We start from the raw sequence: 22,103 nt of genomic DNA on the forward strand, positions 1-22,103 counted from the left end.
CGACGGGCGGGTCAGGAACCGATCTCCTGGTAGGCCGCGAAGAGGAGGCTCTGGTCCGGCCCCTGGAGGACGGTGGGCCGGGCGAGGTCGTCCAGCACGATGAACCGGAGCATGCCGGCTCGGGCCTTCTTGTCACGCTGCATCGTCGCGAGCAGGGTGTTCCAGCGGCCGAGGGGGTACGTCGTGGGGAGGGTCAATGACTCGAGGATGCGGCGGTGCCGGTCGACGATGTCGTCCGACAGTCGACCCGTGAGCCGGCCCAGCTCGGCCGCGAAGACCATGCCGACCGAGACCGCGGCCCCGTGCCTCCACTGGTACCGCTCGGCATGTTCGATCGCGTGACCGAGCGTGTGACCGTAGTTGAGGATCTCGCGGAGCCCCTGTTCGGTGAAGTCCTCCCCCACGACCCGGGCCTTGAGCGCGATGGACAGCTCGACGACGCGGCGGAACTCGGGCGTGCTCGGATCGGTCGCGCGGTCCACCGACGCCTCGACGATGTCCAGGATCTCGGGCTCGGCGATGAACCCGGCCTTCACGATCTCGGCGAAACCGGCCAGGATCTCGTTCTTGCCGAGGGTGTCGAGCAGGTCGAGATCGACCAGGACACCCGCGGGGGCGTGGAAGACACCCACGAGGTTCTTGCCTTCGGCGGTGTTGATGCCCGTCTTGCCGCCGACGCTGGCGTCGACCATACCGAGCACGGTGGTCGGCACCGAGACGAGCTGGACACCCCGCAACCAGGTGGCCGCCACGAAACCGGCCAGGTCGGTGATGGCACCGCCGCCGAGGCCCAGGACGGCGTCGGTCCGCGTGAAGTCGGCCTGCCCCAGGATCTGCCAGCAGAAGGCGGCGACCTCGACGCGCTTGGCGTCCTCGGCGTCGGGGACCTCGGCGATCAGCACCTCGTAACCGGCGTCGAGGAGGCGCTGGCGCAGCTCCCCCGCCTTCCGTCCGAGCGTCGGCGGGTGCACGACGAGGATCTTCTTCGTCTGCGCGTGCAGGAGGGCGGGGATCTCGCCCGCCAGGTCGCGTCCGACGAGGACGTCGTAGGGCGCGTCGCCCTCGACCCGGATGGTGGTGGTGCCCTGGTCGGCCGCGGGAGCCGCGGGCGTGCCGTCGATGTCGGTCATGATGCGCCTTTCTCGACCCAGCTCACGATGTCGTCGACGACGGTGGAGATGGGTCTGTGGGAGGTGTCGAAGGTCACGGAGGCGACCGAACGGTAGATCGGGTCGCGCTCGAGCGCGATACGCCGCCATGCGTCGAGACCGCCGTCGCCGAGCAGCGGGCGACCGCCGCCGGTGATGCGGGACGCGACGGCGTCGGCGCTCACCGTCAGCAGCACGACCCGGTGGCCCGTCAGTCGGTCGCGCGTGTCGGGGTGGAGGACGGCGCCGCCCCCGAGGGAGAGGACTCCCCCGGCCGCCAGCGACTCGGCGACGACGTCGCGTTCGAGCCCGCGGAAATGCTGCTCGCCGTGCGTCGCGAAGATCTCGGCGATGACGCCGTGTCGACGCACGATGACACGGTCGCTGTCGACGAACGGCAGGCCGAGGCGCTTGGAGAGCTTCTTGCCGATGCTGCTCTTGCCCGCGCCCATCGGGCCGATCAGGACGATGGCACCGTCGTGGGCGCCACCGTTGCCGGTAGCCCTCTCGGCGTCGGTGTCCTGCGTCACGGATCGACGAGCGCCGTCTGGGTCCGCAGCGTGTCGGGGATGGCGTCGAGGTACGCGCGGAGGTTGCGCCGGGTCTCGCCGACGGAATCGCCCCCGAACTTCTCGAGCACGGAGTTCGCGAGCACCAACGCCACCATCGCCTCCGCGACGACGCCGGCCGCGGGGACGGCGCAGACGTCGGAGCGCTGGTGGTGCGCCTTCGACTCCTCGCCGGTGGTGGTGTCGACGGTGGCCAGGGCGCGGGGCACCGTTGCGATCGGCTTCATGCCCGCTCGCACGCGCAGGACGGTGCCGGTGCTCATCCCGCCCTCCGTGCCTCCGGCTCGATACGTGTCCCGTGAGATGACGCCGGAGGTACGGTGCAGCTCGTCGTGCGCGGCCGAGCCCCGGCGACGGGTCGTCTCGAAACCGTCACCGACCTCGACACCCTTGATCGCCTGGATGCCCATGAGGGCGGCCGCGAGCTGCGAGTCGAGACGGCGGTCCCAGTGGACGTGCGACCCGAGCCCCGGCGGCAGTCCGTAGGCCAGGACCTCGACGATGCCGCCGAGCGTGTCACCGTCTTTCTTGGCGGCGTCGACCTCGGCGACCATCGCCTCGGACGTCGCGGCATCGAAGCAGCGCAGCGGATCGGCGTCGAGACGCTCGACGTCGTCGGGCAGCGGCAGGGCGCCGCCCTCGGGCACGCGGACCGGACCGATCGAGAGGGTGTGGCTCACGAGCTGGATGCCCAGCTCGGACAGGAACGACCGGGCGACGGCCCCGAGGGCGACGCGGGCCGCGGTCTCGCGGGCGCTGGCGCGCTCGAGGATGGGACGGGCCTCGTCGAAGTCGTATTTCTGCATGCCGACGAGGTCGGCGTGACCGGGGCGCGGGCGGGTCAAGGGGGCGCTGCGACCGCGCGAGGCGTCGCTGATCTCGACAGGCTCGGGGTTCATCACCTCGACCCACTTGGGCCATTCGGTGTTGCCGACACGGAGGGCCACCGGGCCACCCATCGTCAGACCGTGGCGGACACCGCCCGAGACGTGCAGGTCGTCCTGCTCGAACTTCATCCGCGAGCCACGGCCGTAGCCGAGCTTGCGGCGTGCGAGGTCGTCTTGGATGGCGGCCATCGAGACGGGCACGCCGGCCGGCAGCCCTTCGAGGACGGCGATGAGTTCGGGGCCGTGGGATTCTCCGGCCGTCAACCAACGAAGCATGGCCACCATCCTCCCACAGCGGGTCGCACCGGCCGCGCCGCATGACGCGCCGCGGCCGGTGGTCGACTCAGTAGGACGGGTTGTCCCTCATCCACTGCTGCCACTTCTTGACGGAGGCCTGGTGCTCCGCGAACGTCGTCGAGAAATCGGTCTCGCCGGTGGCCAGGTTGACCGTGACGAAGTAGAGCCACGGGCCGTCGGCCGGATGCAGCGCGGCGTTGATCGCGAGATCGCCGGGGTTGGAGATGGGGCCCGCGGGGAGTCCCTGGTGCACGTACGTGTTGTACGGGTTCGAGGCGTCGGCGCGCTCGGCGTCCGTGGTGGTCACCGTGTGGGTGTTACCCGTGCCGTAGGCCACCGTGGCGTCGGACTGCAGCAGCATTCCGTCGTCCAGACGGTTCTGGAACACGCGTGCGACCTTCGGATAGTCGTCGGCGAGACCCGCCTCGCGCTGGATCAGCGACGCGAACACGATGGTGTGCTGGTAGTCGGCCGGCTGGACGCCCGCCTTCTGCAGACGGTCGAACATGGTCGTGACCATCTCTTGCAGGTAGTCGTGGGCCGTCTTGTTCGGGGCCAGCTGATACGTCGCCGGGAACAGATACCCCTCGAGGCTCTTCGCCTCGGCGGGCAGGCCGTACGAGGTGTAGTCGTCGGCAGCCGCCTGCACGTCGGCGACCGGCAGGCCCGTCGCCTGCGCGACGAGCGGGATGATGTCCTTCAGCGCCGTGCCCTCGGGGACGACGACCTTGTTGACGATGCGCTTGCTGTCGTCCTGCAGGGCGTCGATCGCCGACTGGGCGCTCATCTCCTTCTCGAGCTTGTACGTGCCCACCTGGAACGTGATGGTCTTGTTGGCGAGCAGGATGCTGTAGGCCGCCTGGTAGCTCTTCGTGACACCGGCGTCGAACAGGTTCTGCGCGATGTCGGAGCCGACCTGCCCGTCGACGATCGGGAAGTCGACCTCGGTACCGTTGCCCGTACCCGAGAAGTCCTCCGGCTTGTTGTCACCGAAGAGCGCCTCGACCTTCGGCGCGACCGTGTTCCAGGCCCCGAGGACGCCCGCCGTGCCGCCGCCGAGCACGACGACGAGGATGACGACCAGGATGATCGCCCCCCGACGGCGTCCCGGTCGCGGCGGCCGTGGAGCAGACGCCGTGGTGTCACGCTCGTGACGTCGCGGCGACCGTTCACGCTCGCGCTGCTCGCGACGAGAGGTGGCCGGAGCCGCGGCGGTGTCGGCCGCGGGGCCGCGTGACTCGCTTCGACGATCCCCCTGGCCGCCATCGGTCGTGGGTTGGGAGCTGAAGATCTCGTCCCAATTGGGTTCGTCGGCCACGAATCAACGTCCTTCGTCGGTGTCGGGTTCGATGTCGGCGTCGCCCTGGGCCCCGCCGGCGGTCTCGACCAGCTGACCGGGCGGTCTCCCGCTCGATCGCTCGAGGTCGAGCGCATGCTGCACGATGATAACAGCGGCGACCTGATCGATAACGGATCGTTGTGAACGGCCCTTGCGTCCGGAGGCCCGGAGTGCGCCCTGGGCGCTCACCGTCGAGAGGCGCTCGTCGACGAGGCGCACCGGCACGGCGAGTCGCTCGGCCAACCGGCCGGCGAAGTCGCGAGCGTCGCCCGTCGAAGGCGTGTCTCCGCCCGACAGGGACAACGGCAGCCCCACGATCACCTCGACGGCCGAGAGCTCGTCGACGTGGGCGGCGATGGACTCGATGTCGGACGAGCCCGAGGAGGCGCGGGGCACCGTCTCGACGGGCGTCGCGATCATGCCGGACGGGTCGGTACGGGCGACGCCGATGCGGGCTTTGCCCACATCGACGCCGACCCGGACGCCGTGTCGCACGGCCGTCAGCCGCGGAGCGCGTCGACGATGCCGGTGAGGGCCGCGGGGATCTTGGCGACGTCCGAGCCACCGCCCTGGGCGAGGTCGTCCTTGCCGCCGCCGCCGCCGCCGAGGACGCCGGCCGCGCCCTTGGCCAGGACACCCGCCTTGGCGCCGGCCCGGCGAGCCGCCTCCGTGGTCACGACGATCACGGCGGGCTTGCCGGCGACGTCGGCTGCCAGCGCCACGACGGCCGCCGAGGCTGCCCCGAGGCGTTCGCGGACACTCGTCGCGAGAGAGCGCAGCTCATCGGTCGACTTCAGTGTTCCGACGGTCTCGGCCACGACGGTGTACGAGCCGACGCCGGTCGCCGTGTCGGCGAGAGCGGGCACGCGGGTAGCGAGCTGCGCCTGCTCGAACTCGGCGATGCGCTTCTCGGCGGCCTTGAGACTGGTCACCAGATCGCCGATGCGCTCGGGGAGGCTCTCCCGCGGCGTCTTGAGCGACGACGTGAGCTGGGAGACGATGGCACGCTCGGTCGCGAAGTCGCGGAAGGCGTCGAGTCCGACCAGGGACTCGACGCGCCGGTTCGTCGACCCGACGGAGGTCTCGCTGACGAGGTTGATGAGACCGACCTGCGAGCTGGTCGAGACGTGCGTGCCGGCGCAGAGCTCGCGCGACCACGGCCCCCCGATGTCGACCATGCGCACCGTCTCGCCGTACTTCTCGCCGAAGAGCGCCATGGCGCCCATCGACCGCGCCTCGTCGAGCGGCATCTCGCGGGTGACGACCTCGAGGTCGTCACGGATGGCGTTGTTCGCGATCTCCTCGATCTCGCTGCGCGTCTGCGGGCTCAGGGCCTGGTTCCAGTTGAAGTCGAGCCGCATGTAGCCGGCCTTGTTGTAGGACCCGGCCTGGTGCGCCTCCGGCCCCAGCACCTCGCGGAGCGCGGCGTGGATGAGGTGGGTGGCCGAGTGCGCCTGCGTCGCACCGCGTCGGTAGGACGGATCGACGACGCTGGTGGCGGCGTCGCCGACGCCCACCTCGCCGGAGCGGACCTGGACCCGGTGGCTGATGAGGCCCTTGACGGGCTTCTGGACGTCGAGGACCTCGAGGTCGAATCCGTTGCCGACGATGCTTCCGGCGTCGGCCTCCTGTCCACCCGATTCGGCGTAGAGCGACGTCTCGGCCAGGATCACCTCGGCGATGTCGCCCGCCACGGCGCGGTCGACGGACTCGCCGCCGACGATGAGTCCGAGCACGGTCGACTCGGTGTCGAGGTGGTCGTAGCCGGTGAACACGGTCTCGCCCTGGGCGCGGAACGCACTGTAGACGCTGAGGTCGGCGAGGGCCGTCTTCTTGGACTTCGCGTCGGCCTTGGCCCGGGCGCGCTGCTCCGACATGAGGCGGTCGAAGGCCGGACGGTCGACCGAGAGGCCGCTCTCTTCGGCGATCTCGAGGGTCAGGTCGATGGGGAACCCGAACGTGTCGTGCAGGAGGAAGGCGGTGTCGCCCTGCAGCTCACGTCCGTCGCCCTTCGCCTTCGTGTCGGCGACGGCGATGTCGAGGATCGAAGTGCCCGACGCCAGGGTACGGAGGAAGGTCTCCTCCTCGGCGATCGCCAGGCGCGAGATGCGGTCGTAGTCGGTCTCGACCTCGGGGTAGGCCGCCTTCATGGCATCGCGCGAGACGGCGAAGAGCTCCGGGAAGGTCGCACCCTCGACCCCGAGCAGTCGCATCGAACGGACGGTGCGGCGGAGCAGGCGTCGGAGGATGTACCCGCGGCCCTCGTTCGACGGGCGTACGCCGTCGGACATGAGCATGAGCGAGCTGCGGACGTGGTCCGCGATGACGCGCATGCGGACGTCGTCCTCGTGCACGGCACCGTACTCGCGGCCGGACAGCTCGGCGGCCTTGTCGAGGACCGGACGCACCTGGTCGATCTCGTACATGTTGTCGACGCCCTGCTTGATGAACGCGACGCGCTCGAGACCCATGCCGGTGTCGATGTTCTTGTGGGGCAGCTCGCGCACGATGTCGAAGTCGACCTTCGAACGCACGTTCTCGATCTGGTACTGCATGAACACGAGGTTCCAGATCTCGACGTAACGGTCGTCGTCCGTCGCCGGACCGCCATCGGCGCCGTAGGCGGGGCCGCGGTCGAAGAAGATCTCGGAGCAGGGGCCGGCCGGGCCGGGCTGACCGGTGTGCCAGTAGTTCGAGTCCTTGCCGAGTCGCTGGATCTTCTCGTCGGGGAGGCCCGCGATCTTCTTCCAGAGGGCGATCGCCTCGTCGTCCTCCTCGTAGACCGTCACCCAGAGGTCGGCCGGGTCGAAGGCCAGACCGCCGTCGGCCTCGGACGAGGTCAGCAGCTCCCAGGCGTAGCCGATGGCCTCCTCTTTGAAGTAGTCGCCGAAGGAGAAGTTGCCGTTCATCTGGAAGAACGTCCCGTGACGCGGCGTCTTGCCGACCTCTTCGATGTCGTTGGTGCGGATGCACTTCTGGACACTCGTCGCCCGCGGGTAGGGCGTCGGCACGAGACCGGTCAGGTACGGGATGAACGGGACCATGCCGGCCACCGTGAACAGCAGGCTCGGGTCGTCACTGACCAGCGAGGCGGAGGGCACGATGGTGTGACCCCGCTCGCCGAAGTAGTCGAGCCAACGGCGGCGGATTTCTGCGGTCTGCATGGTTCTCCCGGAGGTGGGGGCGGTCGTGGTTCTGGTACGCCGAGGAGGCGCGGGTGAGGCTCGCGACGGGGCGACGGCCTCGAGGTGCTCAGGTGGTCAGGCGGCCTGGTCGCCGCGGAGCTCGGCCTCGCGGGTCTTGTACCCGTCGACGACGGCGGCGCGGAAGGTCTTGGCCCGGCCGTCGAGGTCACCGAAGAAGCGGCGCCCCTCGGGCGTCTTGTTGAACTGATGCGCGACGGCGAATCCGATGACCACACCGACGGTCACCAGGAACAGGTTCTTCACTTCGGGCTCCTCTACAGCTGTCGTACGACCCGCGCGTGCGGGCCGACACGTCAGCTTACTTCGTCGCGGAACGACGAAGGGAGCAGGCCACCGAGGTGACCCGCTCCCTTCGACGAGGCGGTGAGACTAGCGCGCTGCGTAGTACTCGACGACCAGCTGGACTTCACAGGTCACGGGGACCTCGGCGCGCTTCGGGCGACGCACGAGGCGGGCCTGCAGCTTGTCGATCTCGACCTCGAGGTAGCCGGGAACCTTGGGCAGGACGTCGAGGTGACCACCGGCGGCGGCGACCTGGAACGGCTCCATGCTCTCGCTCTTCGCCTTGACGTGGATCATCTGACCCTCCTTGACGCGGAACGAGGGGCGGTCGACGAGCTTGCCGTCGACGAGGATGTGGCGGTGCACGACGAGCTGGCGAGCCTGAGCCGTGGTGCGGGCGAAGCCGGCACGCAGGACGAGGGCGTCGAGACGCGTCTCGAGCAGCTCGACCAGGTTCTCACCGGTCAGGCCGGAGGCCTTGCGGGCCTCGTTGAAGACGATGCGCAGCTGCGCCTCGCGGATGCCGTACTGGGCGCGCAGACGCTGCTTCTCACGCAGACGAACGGCGTAGTCGCTGTCGGTCTTGCGCTTGGTGCGGCCGTGCTCGCCGGGAGCATAGGGGCGCTTCTCGAGGTAACGAGCGGCCTTCGGGGTCAGCGCGATGCCGAGGGCACGCGACAGACGGGTCTTGCTACGAGTACGTGACTTGGTGGACACGGAATTCCTAATCTTGTCGAGGTTCATGAAAGTGCCTCCCCAGCGCGCGAGCGCCGACAGGCATAACAAGAGGGGTGAGTGCCGCGGTGGTCGACCGGCTACAGGTCGTCGCACCTTGATCGGGACGTCGTGAGCAGCCGCGCGTGGACGACCCGAAGACAGGCAACCCCCCGAGCATACAGGAGTGCGTCCGCGCACGCGACCGGTGACGGCCGGCCCCGTCCTGCGGTCTCACTCGCCGCGTGTGATCTTGCGGAGCTTCTCGAGGCGTGCGGAGACGTCGCGTTCGTTGCCGTTGTGGGTGGGGTCGTAGTACGTGCGCCCCACGAGTTCGTCCGGGAGGTACTGCTGCTCGACCACGCCGAACTCGGAGTCGTGGGCGTATTTGTAGCCCTTGCCGTGACCGAGGCGTTTGGCGCCCGGATAGTGGGCGTCGCGGAGGTGCTTGGGGACCCGCCCCGCCTTACCGGCGCGGACGTCGGCGATGGCGGCGTCGAGCCCGACGTAGGCACGGTTCGACTTGGGTGCGGTCGCCAGGTAGACGACGGCCTCGGCCATCGGGATGCGCCCCTCGGGCATGCCGATCATCTGGACGGCGGTCGCGGCGGAGACGGCCACGGTGAGGGCGTTCGGGTCGGCCATGCCGATGTCCTCCGCGGCGGAGACGATGATGCGCCGGCAGATGAAGCGAGGGTCCTCCCCCGCCTCGATCATGCGGGCGAGGTAGTGCAGTGCGCCGTCGACGTCGGACCCGCGCACCGACTTGATGAACGCGCTGATCACGTCGTAGTGCTCGTCGCCGTTGCGGTCGTACCGGAGGAGGGCGCGATCGACCGACTGCGCCACCAGCTCGGCCGTGATCACGGGGCGGTCGTCGTCGGCGCCTTCGTCGTCGTAGGACGCGTCGGGATCGAAGTCCGCGTCGGGGTCGCCGGTGGCGACACCGGCCGACGCGAGGTCGTCGTGCATCGCCCACGCCGACTGAGCGGACGCCTCGAGGGCGGTGAGCGCGCGACGCGCATCGCCCGAGGCGAGCCGCACGATGGTCGCCAGGGCCTCGTCGTCGAGGGAGACCCGGTCGGCGAGACCGCGGGGGTCGACCACGGCCCGCTTGACGAGGTCGCCGAGGTCGTCGTCGCTCAGCTGCTCGAGGGTGAGGAGGAGCGACCGCGAGAGAAGAGGGGTGATGACCGAGAACGAGGGGTTCTCGGTGGTGGCCGCGATGAGGATCACCCAGCCGTTCTCGACACCGGGGAGCAGGGCGTCCTGCTGGGCCTTCGTGAAGCGGTGGATCTCGTCGAGGAAGAGCACGGTGGTCGTGCCGTACAGGTCGCGGTTCGACAGGGCCTTCTCCATGACCTGACGGACGTCTTTCACGCCGGCCGTGACCGCGGAGAGCTCGATGAACTGCCGCCCCGAGCTGTGCGCGATGGCCTGCGCCAGCGTCGTCTTGCCCGTGCCCGGCGGCCCCCACAGGATGACGGAGACGGCGCCCTGCTCCCCCGACACGTCGGACGCGAGCGTCACGAGGGGCGAACCGGGACGCAACAGGTGCTTCTGACCGGCGACCTCGGCGAGGCTGGTGGGGCGCATGCGGACCGCCAACGGGGTCGAGCTCTGCGGGAGCGGGCTCATGGTCGTCAATGCTAGACCGGGCCACCGACACGACCCGTGGGTCGCGTGGCTCCGGCGTCGGTCCCGACGGCTCCGTTACAGTTCAGGCTGGACATTCCCGGATGGAGGACACGTGGCACCGAGCAAGAATCAGGACCGCGAGGCACGAGACAGGCTCCGCAGGTACACCGCTCGGCAGCAGGTGCACGGCACCCAGGTGCGACGCCGCCGCCGCGACAACATCGTGGCCGTCGCCGCCGGGCTCGTCGTCGTCGCCCTGGTCGTCGGTGCGCAGCTCCTGTACTTCTCCAACGGCCCCGGCGCGGCCGGCGGCTCCGCGTCCGACTCGCCCAGCGCCTCCTCGTCCGCGACTGCGTCGGCGAACACGGGTGACGTGCCGAGCTCCGGCATCGCCGCCGACCGCACCTGGACGGGTGAGCTCGACCTCAACGCCGACGTCAAGCTCGGCATCGAGTTGGACGGGGTCAAGGCGCCTCAGGCGGCCTCCGTCATCATCGACCTGATCGAGAAGGGCTTCTACGACGGCACGACCTGCCACCGGATGAGCAACGCCGAATCGGCCAAGTTCATCCAGTGCGGTTCGGCGAACGGCGACGGTAGGGGCGACGCGGGCTTCACGTTCGGACCCCTCGAGAACGTGCCGAGCGACGGCCTCTACCCGACGGGCACGGTCGCCATGGCCCGTGGTCAGGACCCGAACTCGCAGTCGACCCAGTTCTTCATCACCTACGGCGACACCTATCTCGACGCCTCCACGGGCGGCTACACCGTCGTGGGCACGGTGACCAGCGGTCTCGACCAGCTGACGGCGAACATCACCGACAAGGGGCTGACACCCGGCAACAGCGAGACCGACGGCGCACCCGTCGTGCCGACGACCATCACGGGCGCCCGCATCCAGTAGTCCCCCCGGGCGTGACGTGCAATAGGCTGGCCCTCCATCGTGGGGACCGAATCACACCCTGCGACGATCAGGCCCCGCCTTTCGGGGCCGCGTTCTCGAAGGATTATCTGTGAGTACAGACGACCAGGCGCCCTGGGGCCGTGTCGACGACGACGGCACCGTCTACGTCCGTGAGGCCGAAGGCGAACGCGCCGTCGGCCAGTATCCCGATGCCACACCGGCCGAGGCACTGGCGTACTACGAGCGCAAGTACACGGAGCTGAACGGGCAGGTCACCTTGCTCGAGCAGCGTGTCAAGCGCGGTGCGTCCGCGGCCGACGTGTCGAAGACCGTCCGCCACCTGCGCGAGCTCCTCACCGAGCCGAGCGCCGTGGGCGATCTCCAGACGCTCCGCGACCGGGTCGCGGCTCTCGACACCACGGTGGCCGAGTTGACCGAGCAGCAGAGCGCCGAGGCGAAGGAGGCGCTGGCCGAGGCGGTCGCGTACCGCACCGGGCTCGTCGTCGAAGCCGAGACGCTCGCCGCCCAGGACCCGGCTCGGGTGCAGTGGAAGCAGGTCACGGCGACGATCGACGACATCTTCGGTCGCTGGCAGAAACACCAGCAGGACGGCCCGCGCATCCCCAAGGGCGAGGGCAACGAGCTCTGGAAGCGCTTCCGCGCCGCCCGCTCGACCATCGACAGCCACCGAAAGGCGTTCTACGCCGATCTGGACGCCACGCACCGCGAGGCTCGTCAGCGCAAGCAGTCCCTGGTCGAGGCGGCCGAGGCCCTCGCCGGCAAGGGTGTCGACGGCATCCCCGCCTACCGCGATCTGCTCGATGACTGGAAGCGTGCCGGGCGAGCCGGCAAGAAGTACGACGACGCCCTCTGGGCCAAGTTCAAGACGGCCGGCGACGTGTTGTACGCCGCCAAGTCGGAGGTCGTCGCCCGCGACAACGTCGAGTACGAGACGAACCTCACCCAGAAGCTCGAACTGCTCGACGAGGCCGAGAAGCTGCTGACGGTCACGGACCGGGTCGCCGCTCGCGAGACGCTCACGGCCCTCCAGCTGCGTTGGGACGAGATCGGGCGCGTACCCCGCGAACAGCTGCGGTCGGTCGAGGACCGTCTCCGCAAGGTCGAGTCGCACGTCCGTCAGCTCGACGAGGAGCACTGGCAGAAATCCAACCCCGAGCGCAAGGCGCGCTCCGAGGGGCTCGCGAGCCAGCTGCAGGACGCCATCGCCAAGCTCGAGAGCGAGCTCGCCGCGGCGGAGGCGAGCGGCGACGCCCGCCGCATCCACGAGGCGCGCGAGGCGCTCGACGCGAGGCGCGTCTGGCTGGACGCCCTCGGCGCCTAGGCACGCTCCACGGACGCCGACGGGCGGGAGTTCTCCACAGAGGACGCCCGCCCGTCGGCGTCCGTGCCGGGCTTCGGCCACGCTGGGAGCATGCCTTCGCTGCTCCCCTCGCTCCTGACGTCGGACGACCTGCCCGAGCCCGAGCTCCGGGCGGCTCTCCTCGACGGCGAGGTCTACGAACTCGGCGACTGCTACAGCTCCATCGCCGATCTCGATCTGCCGTGGCGACGCGCTTCGTCCCTGCGCTCCGCACTCGGACAGCAGCTGATCGGCTATCGGGCCACGGCCGCGTGGTGTTGGGGCTTCGGCGGGCCGGCACCCGCCCGGCTCGAGGGCTGCGTCTCCCTCCGCGCTCGGGGCCGCAGCATGCCGGGACGCGTGGCCGTCAGCGAGGTCCTGATCGACGACGACGAGTCGGTTGCGCTCGGTGAGGTCCGGGTGACGTCACCCGCCCGCACGATGGCCGACATCGCGCGGTTGTCCGACTGGAACGACGCTGACCGCGCCGCCGTGCTCTATCTCGCGAGCGAGTACGGCGTCGGTCTCGATCGGGCCGACGCCCTCCTGTGGCGCCGCGCCCGTCTTCGACACCGTGTGCGCGCCGAACACCGGTTGACCGACCTGCTCCAGCCCGCACGGGTTCCATAGGCGGTGCTGATGCCTGAGCCGGCGCTGGAGCTCTAGCCGGCGCTGACCCGGTAGACGTCGTAGACCGCATCGATCCGGCGGACGGCGTTGAGCACACGGTCGAGATGCGTCGTGTCACCCATCTCGAACACGAAGCGACTGAGGGCGAGGCGCTCGTTGGACGTCGAGACGGTGGCCGACAGTATGTTGACGTGGTGCTCGGACAGCACACGCGTGACATCCGACAACAGACCGCTGCGATCAAGCGCCTCGATCTGGATCTGCACGAGGAACACGCTCTTGGACGACGGGGCCCACTCCACCTCGATCATCCGCTCGGGCTCGTTCATCAGGCTCTGCACGTTGTGACAGGCCGCCTGGTGGACGCTGACGCCCTGGCCGCGGGTGATGAAGCCGACGATCTGGTCCCCCGGCACCGGAGTGCAGCACTTCGCGAGCTTGACCAGGATGTCGGGCGCACCCCGCACGAGCACACCGGAGTCGCTGTCCCGGAGGGGACGCGTGCGTCCCTTGCTCGGGAACTCGAACTCCCCCTCGTCGACCTCGGTCTGCTGCTGGACGGCACTGAGGATCTTCTCGATCACCGACTGCGTCGAGATGTGTCCCTCGCCCACCGCCGCATAGAGACTCGACACGTCGTCGTAGCGCATGGTTGCCGCGACCTCGGCGATGCTGTCCTGGTTCATCAGCTTCTGCAACGGGAGGTTCTGCTTGCGCATGGCGCGGGCGATCGCGTCCTTGCCCTGCTCGATCGCCTCGTCGCGGCGCTCCTTGGTGAACCACTGGCGGATCTTGTTGCGGGCACGCGGACTCTTGACGAAGGCGAGCCAGTCCTGGCTCGGACCGGAGTCCGGGTTCTTCGACGTGAAGACCTCGACGACGTCCCCGCTCGACAGCGAGCTCTCGAGCGGGACGAGACGACCGTTGACCTTGGCGCCCATGGTGCGGTGGCCCACCTCGGTGTGCACCGCGTACGCGAAGTCGACCGGTGTGGCACCGGACGGCAGTCCGATGACCTTGCCCTGCGGCGTGAAGACGTAGACCTCTTTGGCGCCGATCTCGAAGCGCAGGCTGTCGAGGAACTCCCCCGGGTCGGCCGTCTCGGCCTGCCAGTCGGAGATGTGCGCGAGCCAGGCCATGTCCGTCTCGGTCTGCGGCCCGGTCGTCGACTCGTCGCGACCGCCGTTCATGCGCTGCTTGTACTTCCAGTGGGCGGCCACACCGAACTCGGCTCGTTGGTGCATCTCGTGCGTGCGGATCTGGATCTCGACGGGACGCCCCTTCGGGCCGATCACCGTCGTGTGCAACGACTGGTACAGGTTGAATTTCGGAGTGGCGATGTAGTCCTTGAAGCGGCCCGGGATCGGGTTCCAGCGCGCGTGTATGGAGCCGAGCACGGCGTAGCAGTCGCGAAGGGAGTTCACGAGCACTCGGATTCCCACGAGATCGTAGATCTCGTCGAACTCACGACCACGGACGATCATCTTCTGATAGATCGAGTAGTACTGCTTCGGACGGCCGACGACCTCGCCGCGGATCTTGGACGACTTCAGGTCGGACTTCACCGCGTTGATGACGTTCTGCACGAACTGCTCGCGCTGCGGAGTGCGCTGACGGACGAGGCTGTCGATCTCGACGTAGAGCTTCGGGTGCAGCACGGCGAACGAGAGGTCTTCCAGCTCCCACTTGATGGTCTGGATGCCGAGCCGGTGAGCTAGCGGAGCGTAGATCTCGAGGGTCTCGGTCGCCTTGCGCGTCGCCGAGGCCGATTCGACGAAGCCCCACGTGCGCGCGTTGTGGAGGCGGTCGGCGAGTTTGATGACGAGCACCCTGATGTCTTTCGACATCGCGACCACCATCTTGCGGACCGTCTCGGCCTGCGCGCTGTCGCCGTACTTGAGCTTGTCGAGCTTGGTGACGCCATCGACGAGCATCGCGATCTCGTCGCCGAAGTCGCGCTGGAGCATGTCGAGGGTGTACTCGGTGTCCTCGACGGTGTCGTGCAGCAGGGCTGCCGCGATGGTCTTCGAGCCGATGCCGAGATCGGCGAGGATCTGCGCCACGGCGACCGGATGCGTGATGTAGGGCTCGCCGCTCTTGCGCAGCTGCCCCGCGTGGGCACGCTCGGCCACCGAGTAGGCACGCTCGATGACCACGAGGTCAGCCCTCGGGTGGTGCATCCGCACCGTCTTCACGAGGCGGTCGACGGCACCGGCCGGCTGGCTTCGCGAGAAGAGCCGGGGAAGGAGTGTGCGGAACGCCGAAGCGGGTGGGTTGCCACCGGGGATCTCGCTCGGCGCAGCCCCGTTCCGTGTGCTGGTCTCGGTCATGACCGTACCTCGCTCTCGAATCGGGTTCCTGGCAACGTTACTCGCTCGTCGTCAGCCGACCGTGGGCCCGGAGGACGAACCGCCGGTCAGTTCGCCCTGGGCGTCACGCCAGGCGATCATGCCCCCGGCCACGTTGACCGCGTCGACACCCGCAGCGCGCAGCGCCGCCGTCGCCCGGAGCGACCGCATCCCCGAGTGGCACACGACGAGGACCTGGGCGTCCGTCGGGATCTCGTCCTGGCGCTGGGCCAACTCGGACAGAGGCACGAGCGTGGCCTGGGGCGCGTGCCCCGCATCCCACTCGTCCTGCTCACGGACGTCGAGCAGGTAGGTGCCGTCGTGGACCAGGGCGACCGCCTCGGCCGCCGTGACCTCGCTCGGGCCCTGGCCGCTCACGATGCCACCGTCTCGGACGCGGCGACCTCGGCGGCGGCGCGCTTGCGCTCGTCTCGCTTCTTGATCTCGGGCTCGTTCATCCGCAAGGTCGCGTAGAGCGGCGACGCGATGAAGATGGTCGAGTAGGTGCCGACCAGGATTCCGATGAAGAGCGCGAGCGAGATGTCGCGGAGAGTACCGGCACCGAGGATGAACGCGCCGATGAACAGGATGCCGGCCACGGGCAGCAGGGCGACGACGGAGGTGTTGATGGAGCGCACGAGGGTCTGGTTCACAGCGAGGTTCACGGAGTCGGCGAACGTGCGACGAGACCCCTCGCCGTCTTCCGCGGTGTTCTCGCGGATCTTGTCGAACACCACGACGGTGTCGTACAGCGAGTAGCCGAGGATCGTCAGGAACCCGATGACGGCGGCGGGCGTGACCTCGAAGCCGACGATGCCGTAGATGCCCGCGGTCAGGATGAGGTCGTGGATCAGCGCGATCATGGCCGCGACGGCCATCTTCCAGGTGCGGAAGTAGGCCCACATGCCGAGTGCGGCCAGGATCAGGAAGATGATCAGACCCTTGATCGCCTGCCCCGTGATGTCGGCTCCCCAGCTGGCGCCGATGAAGGACGACGTGACCTGGTCGTCCGACACCTTGTAGGCGGAGGCGAGGGCGTCGGCGACGTCGTTCGTCTGCGCGGGCTCGAGTTGCGAGGTCTGCACGCGGATCGTGTCCGTGCCGACCTGCGTCACCCGCGGGTTGCTGTCCGGTGCGGTCTTGTCGACCGCGTTCGTGGCGATGGTCTGGTCGAGGCTCGACGGCTGCGAGACCTGGAACTCGGACCCGCCGGTGAACTCGATGCCGAAGTGGAAGCCACCCCGGAGGAAGGGGATGGTGACGCTGAGCACGACCACGATCAGGGCGATCAGGTACCAGGTGCGACGGCGTCCGACGATGTCGTACGAGCGTGCCCCGGTGTAGAGGTCGTTGCCGAACTTGGAGAAGCTGGCCATCAGAGGTCCTTCCCTTCTTCGCGCGGAGAGTCGGAGTCTCGGCTGGTGCTGTTCTCGGCCGCCTTGCGTTCGGCGATGGTCTGGCGCTTGACGGCTTCCCGTCCGCCGGCTCCCTTGCGGGCGGTGACGACGGGCTCACGGAACTGTGCTCGACCGCGGTAGACCGCGCCGAGGGCCCGAGGGTTGAGGCCGCTGAAGTGGTGACCCTCGCCGAAGAATCGCGTGCGGGCGATGAGGCGGAGCATGGGGTGCGTGAAGAGCGACACCACGATGAGGTCGATCACCGTCGTGATGCCGAGTGTCAGGGCGAAGCCCTTCACGTTGCCGACGGCGAGGATGAACAGCGTGATCGCCGCGAGGAAGTTGACCGTATCGGAAGCGATGATCGTGCGGATCGCGCGCTTCCACCCCGACTCGACGGCGTTCTCGAGCACGCGACCATCGCGCAGTTCGTCTCGGATGCGTTCGAAGTAGACGATGAACGAGTCGGCGGTGATACCGATGGCCACGATGAGGCCGGCCACACCCGCCAGGGAGAGACGGTAGCCCTCGCGCCACGACAGGATGGCGATCACCAGGTAGGTGAGGGCCGCGGCGATGGCGAGCGAGAGCACCGTGACGAAGGCCAGGGCGCGGTACTGGATCAGGGAGTAGATCACCACGAGGATCAGGCCGATCAGACCCGCGATGAGGCCGCTGACGAGCTGGGTCTTACCGAGCGTGGCGGTGATGTTCTCGTTGCTCTGCACGGAGAAGCTGATCGGCAGCGCACCGAACTTCAGCTGGTCGGCGAGGGACTTGGACGAATCTTGCGTGAACGAGCCGGTGATCTGGGCACGCCCGTCGGTGATCGCACTGTTGGTGGACGGGGCCGTGATGACGAGGCCGTCCAGCGTGATCGCGAACTGGTTCTGCGGCGCCTGCTGCGTGACGAGACGCGAGGTGACGTCCGAGAACTGCTTCGAGCCCTGGCCGTTGAACTGGAGGTTGACGGCCCACTGACCGGTCGAGTTGCCCTGCGAGTTCGTGGCGAGCCCGGATGTGGCGTCGCTGATCGTGCTGCCCTGGACCTCGACCGGGCCGAGGATGTACTTCGCCGTGCCCGCCGTGTCGCAGGTGACGAGCGGCTTGTCGTCGGAGACCGTGCTCAGGTCGTTCGCGGCTGCGCAGTTGTAGTTGGTGTACTCGTCGGCGAGCTGCGGCGTGATCCAGTTGAGGTCGGAGGCGCTGGTCGGCTTGGCCGTCGGCGTGCTCGCGAGCTCGGGGTTGGGCGTGTAAGGCGTCGCACTCGGGCTGGGGCTCGCCGTCGAGCCCTCACCGCCGACCGCGTCGGGAGTCACGGCCTCGGTGTACAGGACCGGTCGGAAGGTCAGTTTGGCCGCGGCCTCGATGCGCTGGAGGGTCTCGTTGTCGGGCCGACCGGGCACCGACACGACCACGTTCTGGCTGCCCTGCGTGGTGATCTCGGCCTCGGAGACGCCGCTGGCGTCGATGCGCTGGCGGATGATCGACACGGCCTGGGTGAGCTGGTCACCCGAGACGGTGGCACCGCTCTCGAGCCGCGCGGCGAGCGTGATCTGGGTGCCGCCCTGCAGGTCGAGCGCGAGCTCGGGAACCCAGCTGGCCCCGGCGTACCACTTGCCGGAGGAGTCGTCGCTCGTGGTGTTGAGAAGCGTCGCCCCTCCGTTGAGAGCGGCCAAGCCGGCGATGATGACCAGGAGCCAGGTGAGGGAACGAATGGCCTTCTTCACCGGTGTCGAGCGTGCCACGGAGGAACTCTGCTTTCTCATGGAAGCGCGCGCCCCAGGGGGCGCGCGCAGGATAGGGCCCGGACGCGAGGCTACCGGGCGATCGTCAGGGGGTCAGGCCTGGCCCTTGTCGGACTCGGTGCTGGTCGCGTCGGCACGGTCGCCGTCGACCTTCTCGCCGAACTGGCGGGGCTCGACGCCGGAGTCGGCCACCGGAGCGGACACCTCGTCGTCGACGACGGGCAGCTCGGCGATGACGGGCTCGACGACGCGGCCGAGGGTCTGGCGGTGCACCTTGACGATGCTGCCCGGCGCGATCTCGACCTCGGCGACGTTGTTCTCCTCGTCGATCGCGACGAGCGTGCCGTACAGGCCGAACGTGAGCATGACCTCGACACCGGGGACCATCTTGGTCTGCAGGTCGGCCTGCTGCTGGTCGCGCTTGCGCTTGTTGCGGAACATGAAGAAGACGAGGACCACCAGAAGGAGGACCATGATGATAATCGAGGGATCCATAGGAACTCCCTTTCGCTAATCGGTGATTGTCGGTGTGGGCTGGTCGGCGCCACTCCGCCGACCGAGACCCGGTCGACGGCAGTTGACTGACATCGAGGCGAACTCTGATCGGCACAGCTCGGCAAGAACGCCGGACGCTGGCAGGTCTGCAGGAATTATAGGTCATCTCCGAACAACGCCCCTGAGGCACGCTCGAGTCCGAAGTGGCGCCAGGCCGCGGGGGTGGCGATGCGACCGCGCGGTGAGCGGGTCAGGAGGCCCACTCGCACGAGGAACGGCTCGACCACCGACTCGATCGTGTCGGCCTCCTCGCCGACCGAGACGGCCAGCGTGTTGAGCCCCACCGGCCCCCCGTCGAATCGCCGCAGTACGGCGTCCAGGACGGCCCGGTCGAGGCGGTCGAGGCCGAGCGCGTCGACGTCGTACAGGTCGAGCGCCTCCCGAACGGTCGCGAGATCGGCGGGCCGGTCGTGCACGAGGGCGTAGTCCCGCACCCGGCGGAGGAGGCGGTTGGCGATGCGCGGCGTCCCCCGGCAGCGTCCGGCGATCTCGGCCAGCGCCTCCTTGTCGATCGCGACGTCGAGGAGCGACGCCGCCCGGCGGAGCACCTCGCGCAACTCGAGCTCGTCGTAGAACTCGAGATGGGCCGTGAAGCCGAACCGGTCGCGGAGCGGGTTCGGCAGCAGGCCGCTACGCGTCGTGGCACCGACCAGGGTGAACGGCGAGAGCTCGAGCGGGATGCTGGTGGCGCCCGCTCCCTTGCCGACCATGATGTCGATGCGGTAGTCCTCCATCGCGAGGTACAGCATCTCTTCGGCCGAGCGGGCCATGCGGTGGATCTCGTCGATGAAGAGGACCTCGCCGGGCACGAGGGCGGACAGCACCGCGGCCAGATCGCCGGCGTGCTGGATCGTGGGCCCGGACGACATACGCAGGGGGCGGTTGCTCTCGTGGGCGACGATCATGGCGAGCGTGGTCTTGCCGAGCCCGGGCGGGCCGGCCAGGAGGATGTGGTCGGGTGTGCGCCCCTGCATCGAGGCGGCCTTCAGCAGCAGCTCGAGCTGACCTCTGACCTTGGTCTGACCGACGAACTCGCCGAGGGAGGTCGGACGCAGCGCGCCCTCGAAGGCCAGCTCGGCCTCGGACTCGAGCGTGGGCTCGGTCACGTCACCGGCGGTCATGAGCGCGACCCGGCGGAACGCTGGGGCCCGAGGCGCGTCAGCGCGGCGCGCAGAAGCGCGGGCACGGTCGCCGAGGTCTCGGGACCGACCGAGGCCACGACATCGTCCACGGTCGCCTGAGCGTCACGCTCGGACCAGCCGAGCCCGACGAGAGCCACGACGACGTCGGATGCGGTCGTCGACGCCGTGGTCACGGTGGGCGCGGTCGGTGCGACGTCGAGCTTGCCTGCGAGCTGCAGAACGATCAGCTTCGCCGTCTTCGGGCCGATGCCCGACACCCGACGGAAGGCCGCGTCGTCGTCGTCGGCGATCGCCACGGCGATCTGCGACGGTGTCATGGTCGAGAGCACGCCCTGGGCCGATTTGGGGCCCACACCCGTCACACTGCGCAGCAGGTCGAACACCTGGAGCTCTTCCAGCTCGGCGAAGCCGAACAACGACATGTCGTCCTCGCGCACGATGAGCGTCGTGTGCAGCAGGGTCGTGCTGCCGACCGCGAGGGTCAGCGCGAGTTGCGGCGTGATGCCGACCCGGTAGCCGACGCCACCGACCTCGATCACGGCCGTCGTGCCGGAGGCGGACAGCACGGTGCCACGGACGCTCGAGATCATGCACCCAGCCTAGGAGTGCGCGCCGACTTCTCGGCGTCCCGCCACGCCTTCTGCGCGGGAGTGAGAGAACCGGACGAGGAGGCGCCGGCCGGGACTCCCCCGCGACGCCAGGCATGGCAGATGGCGATGGCCAGGGCGTCCGCGGCATCGGCCGGCTTGGGCGCCTCGGCGAGCCCGAGCAGTCGGGCGACCATGGCGCCGACCTGCTGCTTGTCGGCGGACCCGTAACCCGTGACCGCCGCCTTGACCTCGGACGGAGTATGCAGCGCCACGGGGATGTCGCGCTCGGCGGCGGCCCGGAGGGCGAGACCGCTCACCTGGGCCGTGCCCATCACGGTGCGCACGTTGTTCTGGGCGAAGACGCGCTCGATCGCCATCGCCTCGGGGGCGTACTCGTCGACGTAGCCCTCGATGCCGCGCGCAATGGTGAGGAGGCGCGATTCCAAGGGAGCGTCGGAGGCGGAGCGGATGACGTGGACGCCGACGAGGGTGGCACGCCGCTGCGCATCCACCTCGACGACGCCCACACCGCACCGGGTGAGCCCGGGGTCGATGCCGAGCACCCGGAGAGTCACCGGGGGTTACTCGTCGTCGTCGAGTGCGGCCTGCACGTCGGCGGGGACGTCGTAGTTGGCGTAGACGTTCTGGACGTCGTCGTCGTCGTCGAGCGCGTCGATGAGTCGGAAGACCTTGCGGGCCGTCTCGGCGTCGACCTCGATCTTGAGACCGGGGACGAACTCGACATCGGCGGAATCGTAGTCGATGCCGGCCTCCTGCAGGGCCGTGCGAGCCGGGACGAGGTCGGACGCCTCGGTGACGATCTCGAACCCCTCGCCACGGTCGGTGACCTCTTCGGCGCCGGCGTCGAGGACGGCCGTGAGCACGTCGTCCTCGGTGAGGCCGTCGGTCTTCATGACCGCGATGACGCCCTTGCGGCTGAAGTTGTACGCGACGCTGCCCGGGTCGGCCATGGTGCCGCCGTTGCGCGACATGACCGTGCGGACATTGGCGGCGGCCCGGTTCTTGTTGTCCGTCAGACACTCGATGAGGAGAGCGACGCCGTTCGGGCCGTAGCCCTCGTACATGATCGTCTGGTAGTCGACGCTCTCACCGCTGAGACCGGCACCACGCTTGATCGCGCGATCGATGTTGTCGTTGGGGACCGAGGTCTTCTTGGCCTTCTGGACCGCGTCGACGAGCGTCGGGTTGCCCGACATGTCGGCGCCGCCCTGCTTGGCGGCGACCTCGATGTTCTTGATGAGCTTGGCGAACGACTTCGCGCGGCGGCTGTCGATGACGGCCTTCTTGTGCTTGGTCGTGGCCCACTTGGAATGCCCGGACACGGTGCT

General features: G+C 68.9%; 21 protein-coding genes. 3 read left to right on the top strand and 18 right to left on the bottom strand.

Annotation, left to right across the window (positions count from 1 at the left end):
* Positions 1 to 11: 11 nt before the first annotated feature.
* From aroB to ACPEEZ_RS07660, 9 genes are all read right to left on the bottom strand, one after another.
* Positions 12 to 1,130 carry a 3-dehydroquinate synthase gene (aroB, locus tag ACPEEZ_RS07620; RefSeq protein ID WP_423924152.1) on the bottom strand — a complete coding sequence of 373 codons (1,119 nt, stop codon included), beginning with the start codon at positions 1,128 to 1,130 and terminating at the stop codon, positions 12 to 14.
* Positions 1,127 to 1,600 (bottom strand): shikimate kinase, encoded by a 474-nt coding sequence (locus ACPEEZ_RS07625; RefSeq protein WP_423924208.1) that lies wholly within the window; start codon positions 1,598 to 1,600, stop codon positions 1,127 to 1,129. The genes aroB and ACPEEZ_RS07625 overlap by 4 nt, the downstream gene beginning before the upstream one ends.
* A gap of 74 nt (positions 1,601 to 1,674) precedes the next feature.
* Entirely contained in the window at positions 1,675 to 2,880 is a 1,206-nt protein-coding gene (gene aroC, locus ACPEEZ_RS07630; protein WP_423924153.1) for a chorismate synthase, read from the bottom strand.
* Between the two features lie 67 nt (positions 2,881 to 2,947).
* Positions 2,948 to 4,219 carry an endolytic transglycosylase MltG gene (mltG, locus tag ACPEEZ_RS07635; RefSeq protein WP_423924154.1) on the bottom strand — a complete coding sequence of 424 codons (1,272 nt, stop codon included), beginning with the start codon at positions 4,217 to 4,219 and terminating at the stop codon, positions 2,948 to 2,950.
* Between the two features lie 3 nt (positions 4,220 to 4,222).
* Positions 4,223 to 4,735 (bottom strand): Holliday junction resolvase RuvX, encoded by a 513-nt coding sequence (gene ruvX, locus ACPEEZ_RS07640; RefSeq protein ID WP_423924155.1) that lies wholly within the window; start codon positions 4,733 to 4,735, stop codon positions 4,223 to 4,225.
* A 5-nt stretch (positions 4,736 to 4,740) separates the two neighbouring features.
* On the bottom strand, positions 4,741 to 7,404 hold the full coding sequence (gene alaS, locus ACPEEZ_RS07645) for an alanine--tRNA ligase (RefSeq protein WP_423924156.1): 2,664 nt from the start codon (positions 7,402 to 7,404) through the stop codon (positions 4,741 to 4,743).
* Positions 7,405 to 7,500: 96 nt separating this feature from the next.
* Positions 7,501 to 7,689, bottom strand: coding sequence for a hypothetical protein (locus ACPEEZ_RS07650; protein ID WP_423924157.1), 189 nt, complete (start codon positions 7,687 to 7,689; stop codon positions 7,501 to 7,503).
* A gap of 126 nt (positions 7,690 to 7,815) precedes the next feature.
* Positions 7,816 to 8,445 carry a 30S ribosomal protein S4 gene (gene rpsD / locus ACPEEZ_RS07655; RefSeq protein ID WP_423924158.1) on the bottom strand — a complete coding sequence of 210 codons (630 nt, stop codon included), beginning with the start codon at positions 8,443 to 8,445 and terminating at the stop codon, positions 7,816 to 7,818.
* A gap of 231 nt (positions 8,446 to 8,676) precedes the next feature.
* On the bottom strand, positions 8,677 to 10,080 hold the full coding sequence (locus ACPEEZ_RS07660) for a replication-associated recombination protein A (protein WP_423924159.1): 1,404 nt from the start codon (positions 10,078 to 10,080) through the stop codon (positions 8,677 to 8,679).
* 112 nt (positions 10,081 to 10,192) lie between these two features.
* Between ACPEEZ_RS07660 and ACPEEZ_RS07665 the strand changes: the two genes are divergently transcribed.
* The 3 genes from ACPEEZ_RS07665 to ACPEEZ_RS07675 all read left to right on the top strand — a co-directional run bounded on the left by ACPEEZ_RS07665 (position 10,193) and on the right by ACPEEZ_RS07675 (position 12,974).
* A complete protein-coding gene (locus tag ACPEEZ_RS07665; RefSeq protein ID WP_423924160.1) occupies positions 10,193 to 10,984 on the top strand; it encodes a peptidylprolyl isomerase in 792 nt (263 codons plus the stop codon).
* 109 nt (positions 10,985 to 11,093) lie between these two features.
* On the top strand, positions 11,094 to 12,326 hold the full coding sequence (locus tag ACPEEZ_RS07670; protein WP_423924161.1) for a DUF349 domain-containing protein: 1,233 nt from the start codon (positions 11,094 to 11,096) through the stop codon (positions 12,324 to 12,326).
* 90 nt (positions 12,327 to 12,416) lie between these two features.
* Entirely contained in the window at positions 12,417 to 12,974 is a 558-nt protein-coding gene (locus tag ACPEEZ_RS07675; RefSeq protein WP_423924162.1) for a hypothetical protein, read from the top strand.
* A 32-nt stretch (positions 12,975 to 13,006) separates the two neighbouring features.
* Here the strand turns inward: ACPEEZ_RS07675 and ACPEEZ_RS07680 are convergent, their stop codons facing one another.
* The 9 genes from ACPEEZ_RS07680 to ACPEEZ_RS07720 form a co-directional block, all read right to left on the bottom strand.
* Complete coding sequence (locus tag ACPEEZ_RS07680) at positions 13,007 to 15,304, bottom strand: RelA/SpoT family protein (protein ID WP_423924163.1); 2,298 nt, start codon at positions 15,302 to 15,304, stop codon at positions 13,007 to 13,009.
* 51 nt (positions 15,305 to 15,355) lie between these two features.
* Positions 15,356 to 15,700: a rhodanese-like domain-containing protein gene (locus tag ACPEEZ_RS07685; protein ID WP_423924164.1), complete on the bottom strand. Its 345-nt coding sequence runs from the start codon at positions 15,698 to 15,700 to the stop codon at positions 15,356 to 15,358.
* Positions 15,697 to 16,698, bottom strand: coding sequence for a protein translocase subunit SecF (secF, locus tag ACPEEZ_RS07690; RefSeq protein WP_423924165.1), 1,002 nt, complete (start codon positions 16,696 to 16,698; stop codon positions 15,697 to 15,699). The genes ACPEEZ_RS07685 and secF overlap by 4 nt, the downstream gene beginning before the upstream one ends.
* Positions 16,698 to 18,467: a protein translocase subunit SecD gene (gene secD / locus ACPEEZ_RS07695; RefSeq protein WP_423924166.1), complete on the bottom strand. Its 1,770-nt coding sequence runs from the start codon at positions 18,465 to 18,467 to the stop codon at positions 16,698 to 16,700. The genes secF and secD overlap by 1 nt, the downstream gene beginning before the upstream one ends.
* 93 nt (positions 18,468 to 18,560) lie before the next feature.
* Entirely contained in the window at positions 18,561 to 18,962 is a 402-nt protein-coding gene (locus ACPEEZ_RS07700) for a preprotein translocase subunit YajC (RefSeq protein WP_423924167.1), read from the bottom strand.
* Between the two features lie 155 nt (positions 18,963 to 19,117).
* Entirely contained in the window at positions 19,118 to 20,143 is a 1,026-nt protein-coding gene (gene ruvB / locus ACPEEZ_RS07705) for a Holliday junction branch migration DNA helicase RuvB (RefSeq protein WP_423924168.1), read from the bottom strand.
* Positions 20,140 to 20,754 carry a Holliday junction branch migration protein RuvA gene (gene ruvA, locus ACPEEZ_RS07710; RefSeq protein WP_423924169.1) on the bottom strand — a complete coding sequence of 205 codons (615 nt, stop codon included), beginning with the start codon at positions 20,752 to 20,754 and terminating at the stop codon, positions 20,140 to 20,142. Before ruvA ends, ruvB begins: the two co-directional genes overlap by 4 nt.
* A complete protein-coding gene (gene ruvC / locus ACPEEZ_RS07715) occupies positions 20,751 to 21,329 on the bottom strand; it encodes a crossover junction endodeoxyribonuclease RuvC (protein WP_423924170.1) in 579 nt (192 codons plus the stop codon). The genes ruvA and ruvC overlap by 4 nt, the downstream gene beginning before the upstream one ends.
* A gap of 6 nt (positions 21,330 to 21,335) precedes the next feature.
* Positions 21,336 to 22,097 carry a YebC/PmpR family DNA-binding transcriptional regulator gene (locus ACPEEZ_RS07720; protein WP_423924171.1) on the bottom strand — a complete coding sequence of 254 codons (762 nt, stop codon included), beginning with the start codon at positions 22,095 to 22,097 and terminating at the stop codon, positions 21,336 to 21,338.
* Positions 22,098 to 22,103: the final 6 nt, after the last annotated feature.

The organism is Frigoribacterium sp. 2-23, assembly GCF_049601585.1.
Lineage (GTDB): Bacteria > Actinomycetota > Actinomycetes > Actinomycetales > Microbacteriaceae > Frigoribacterium.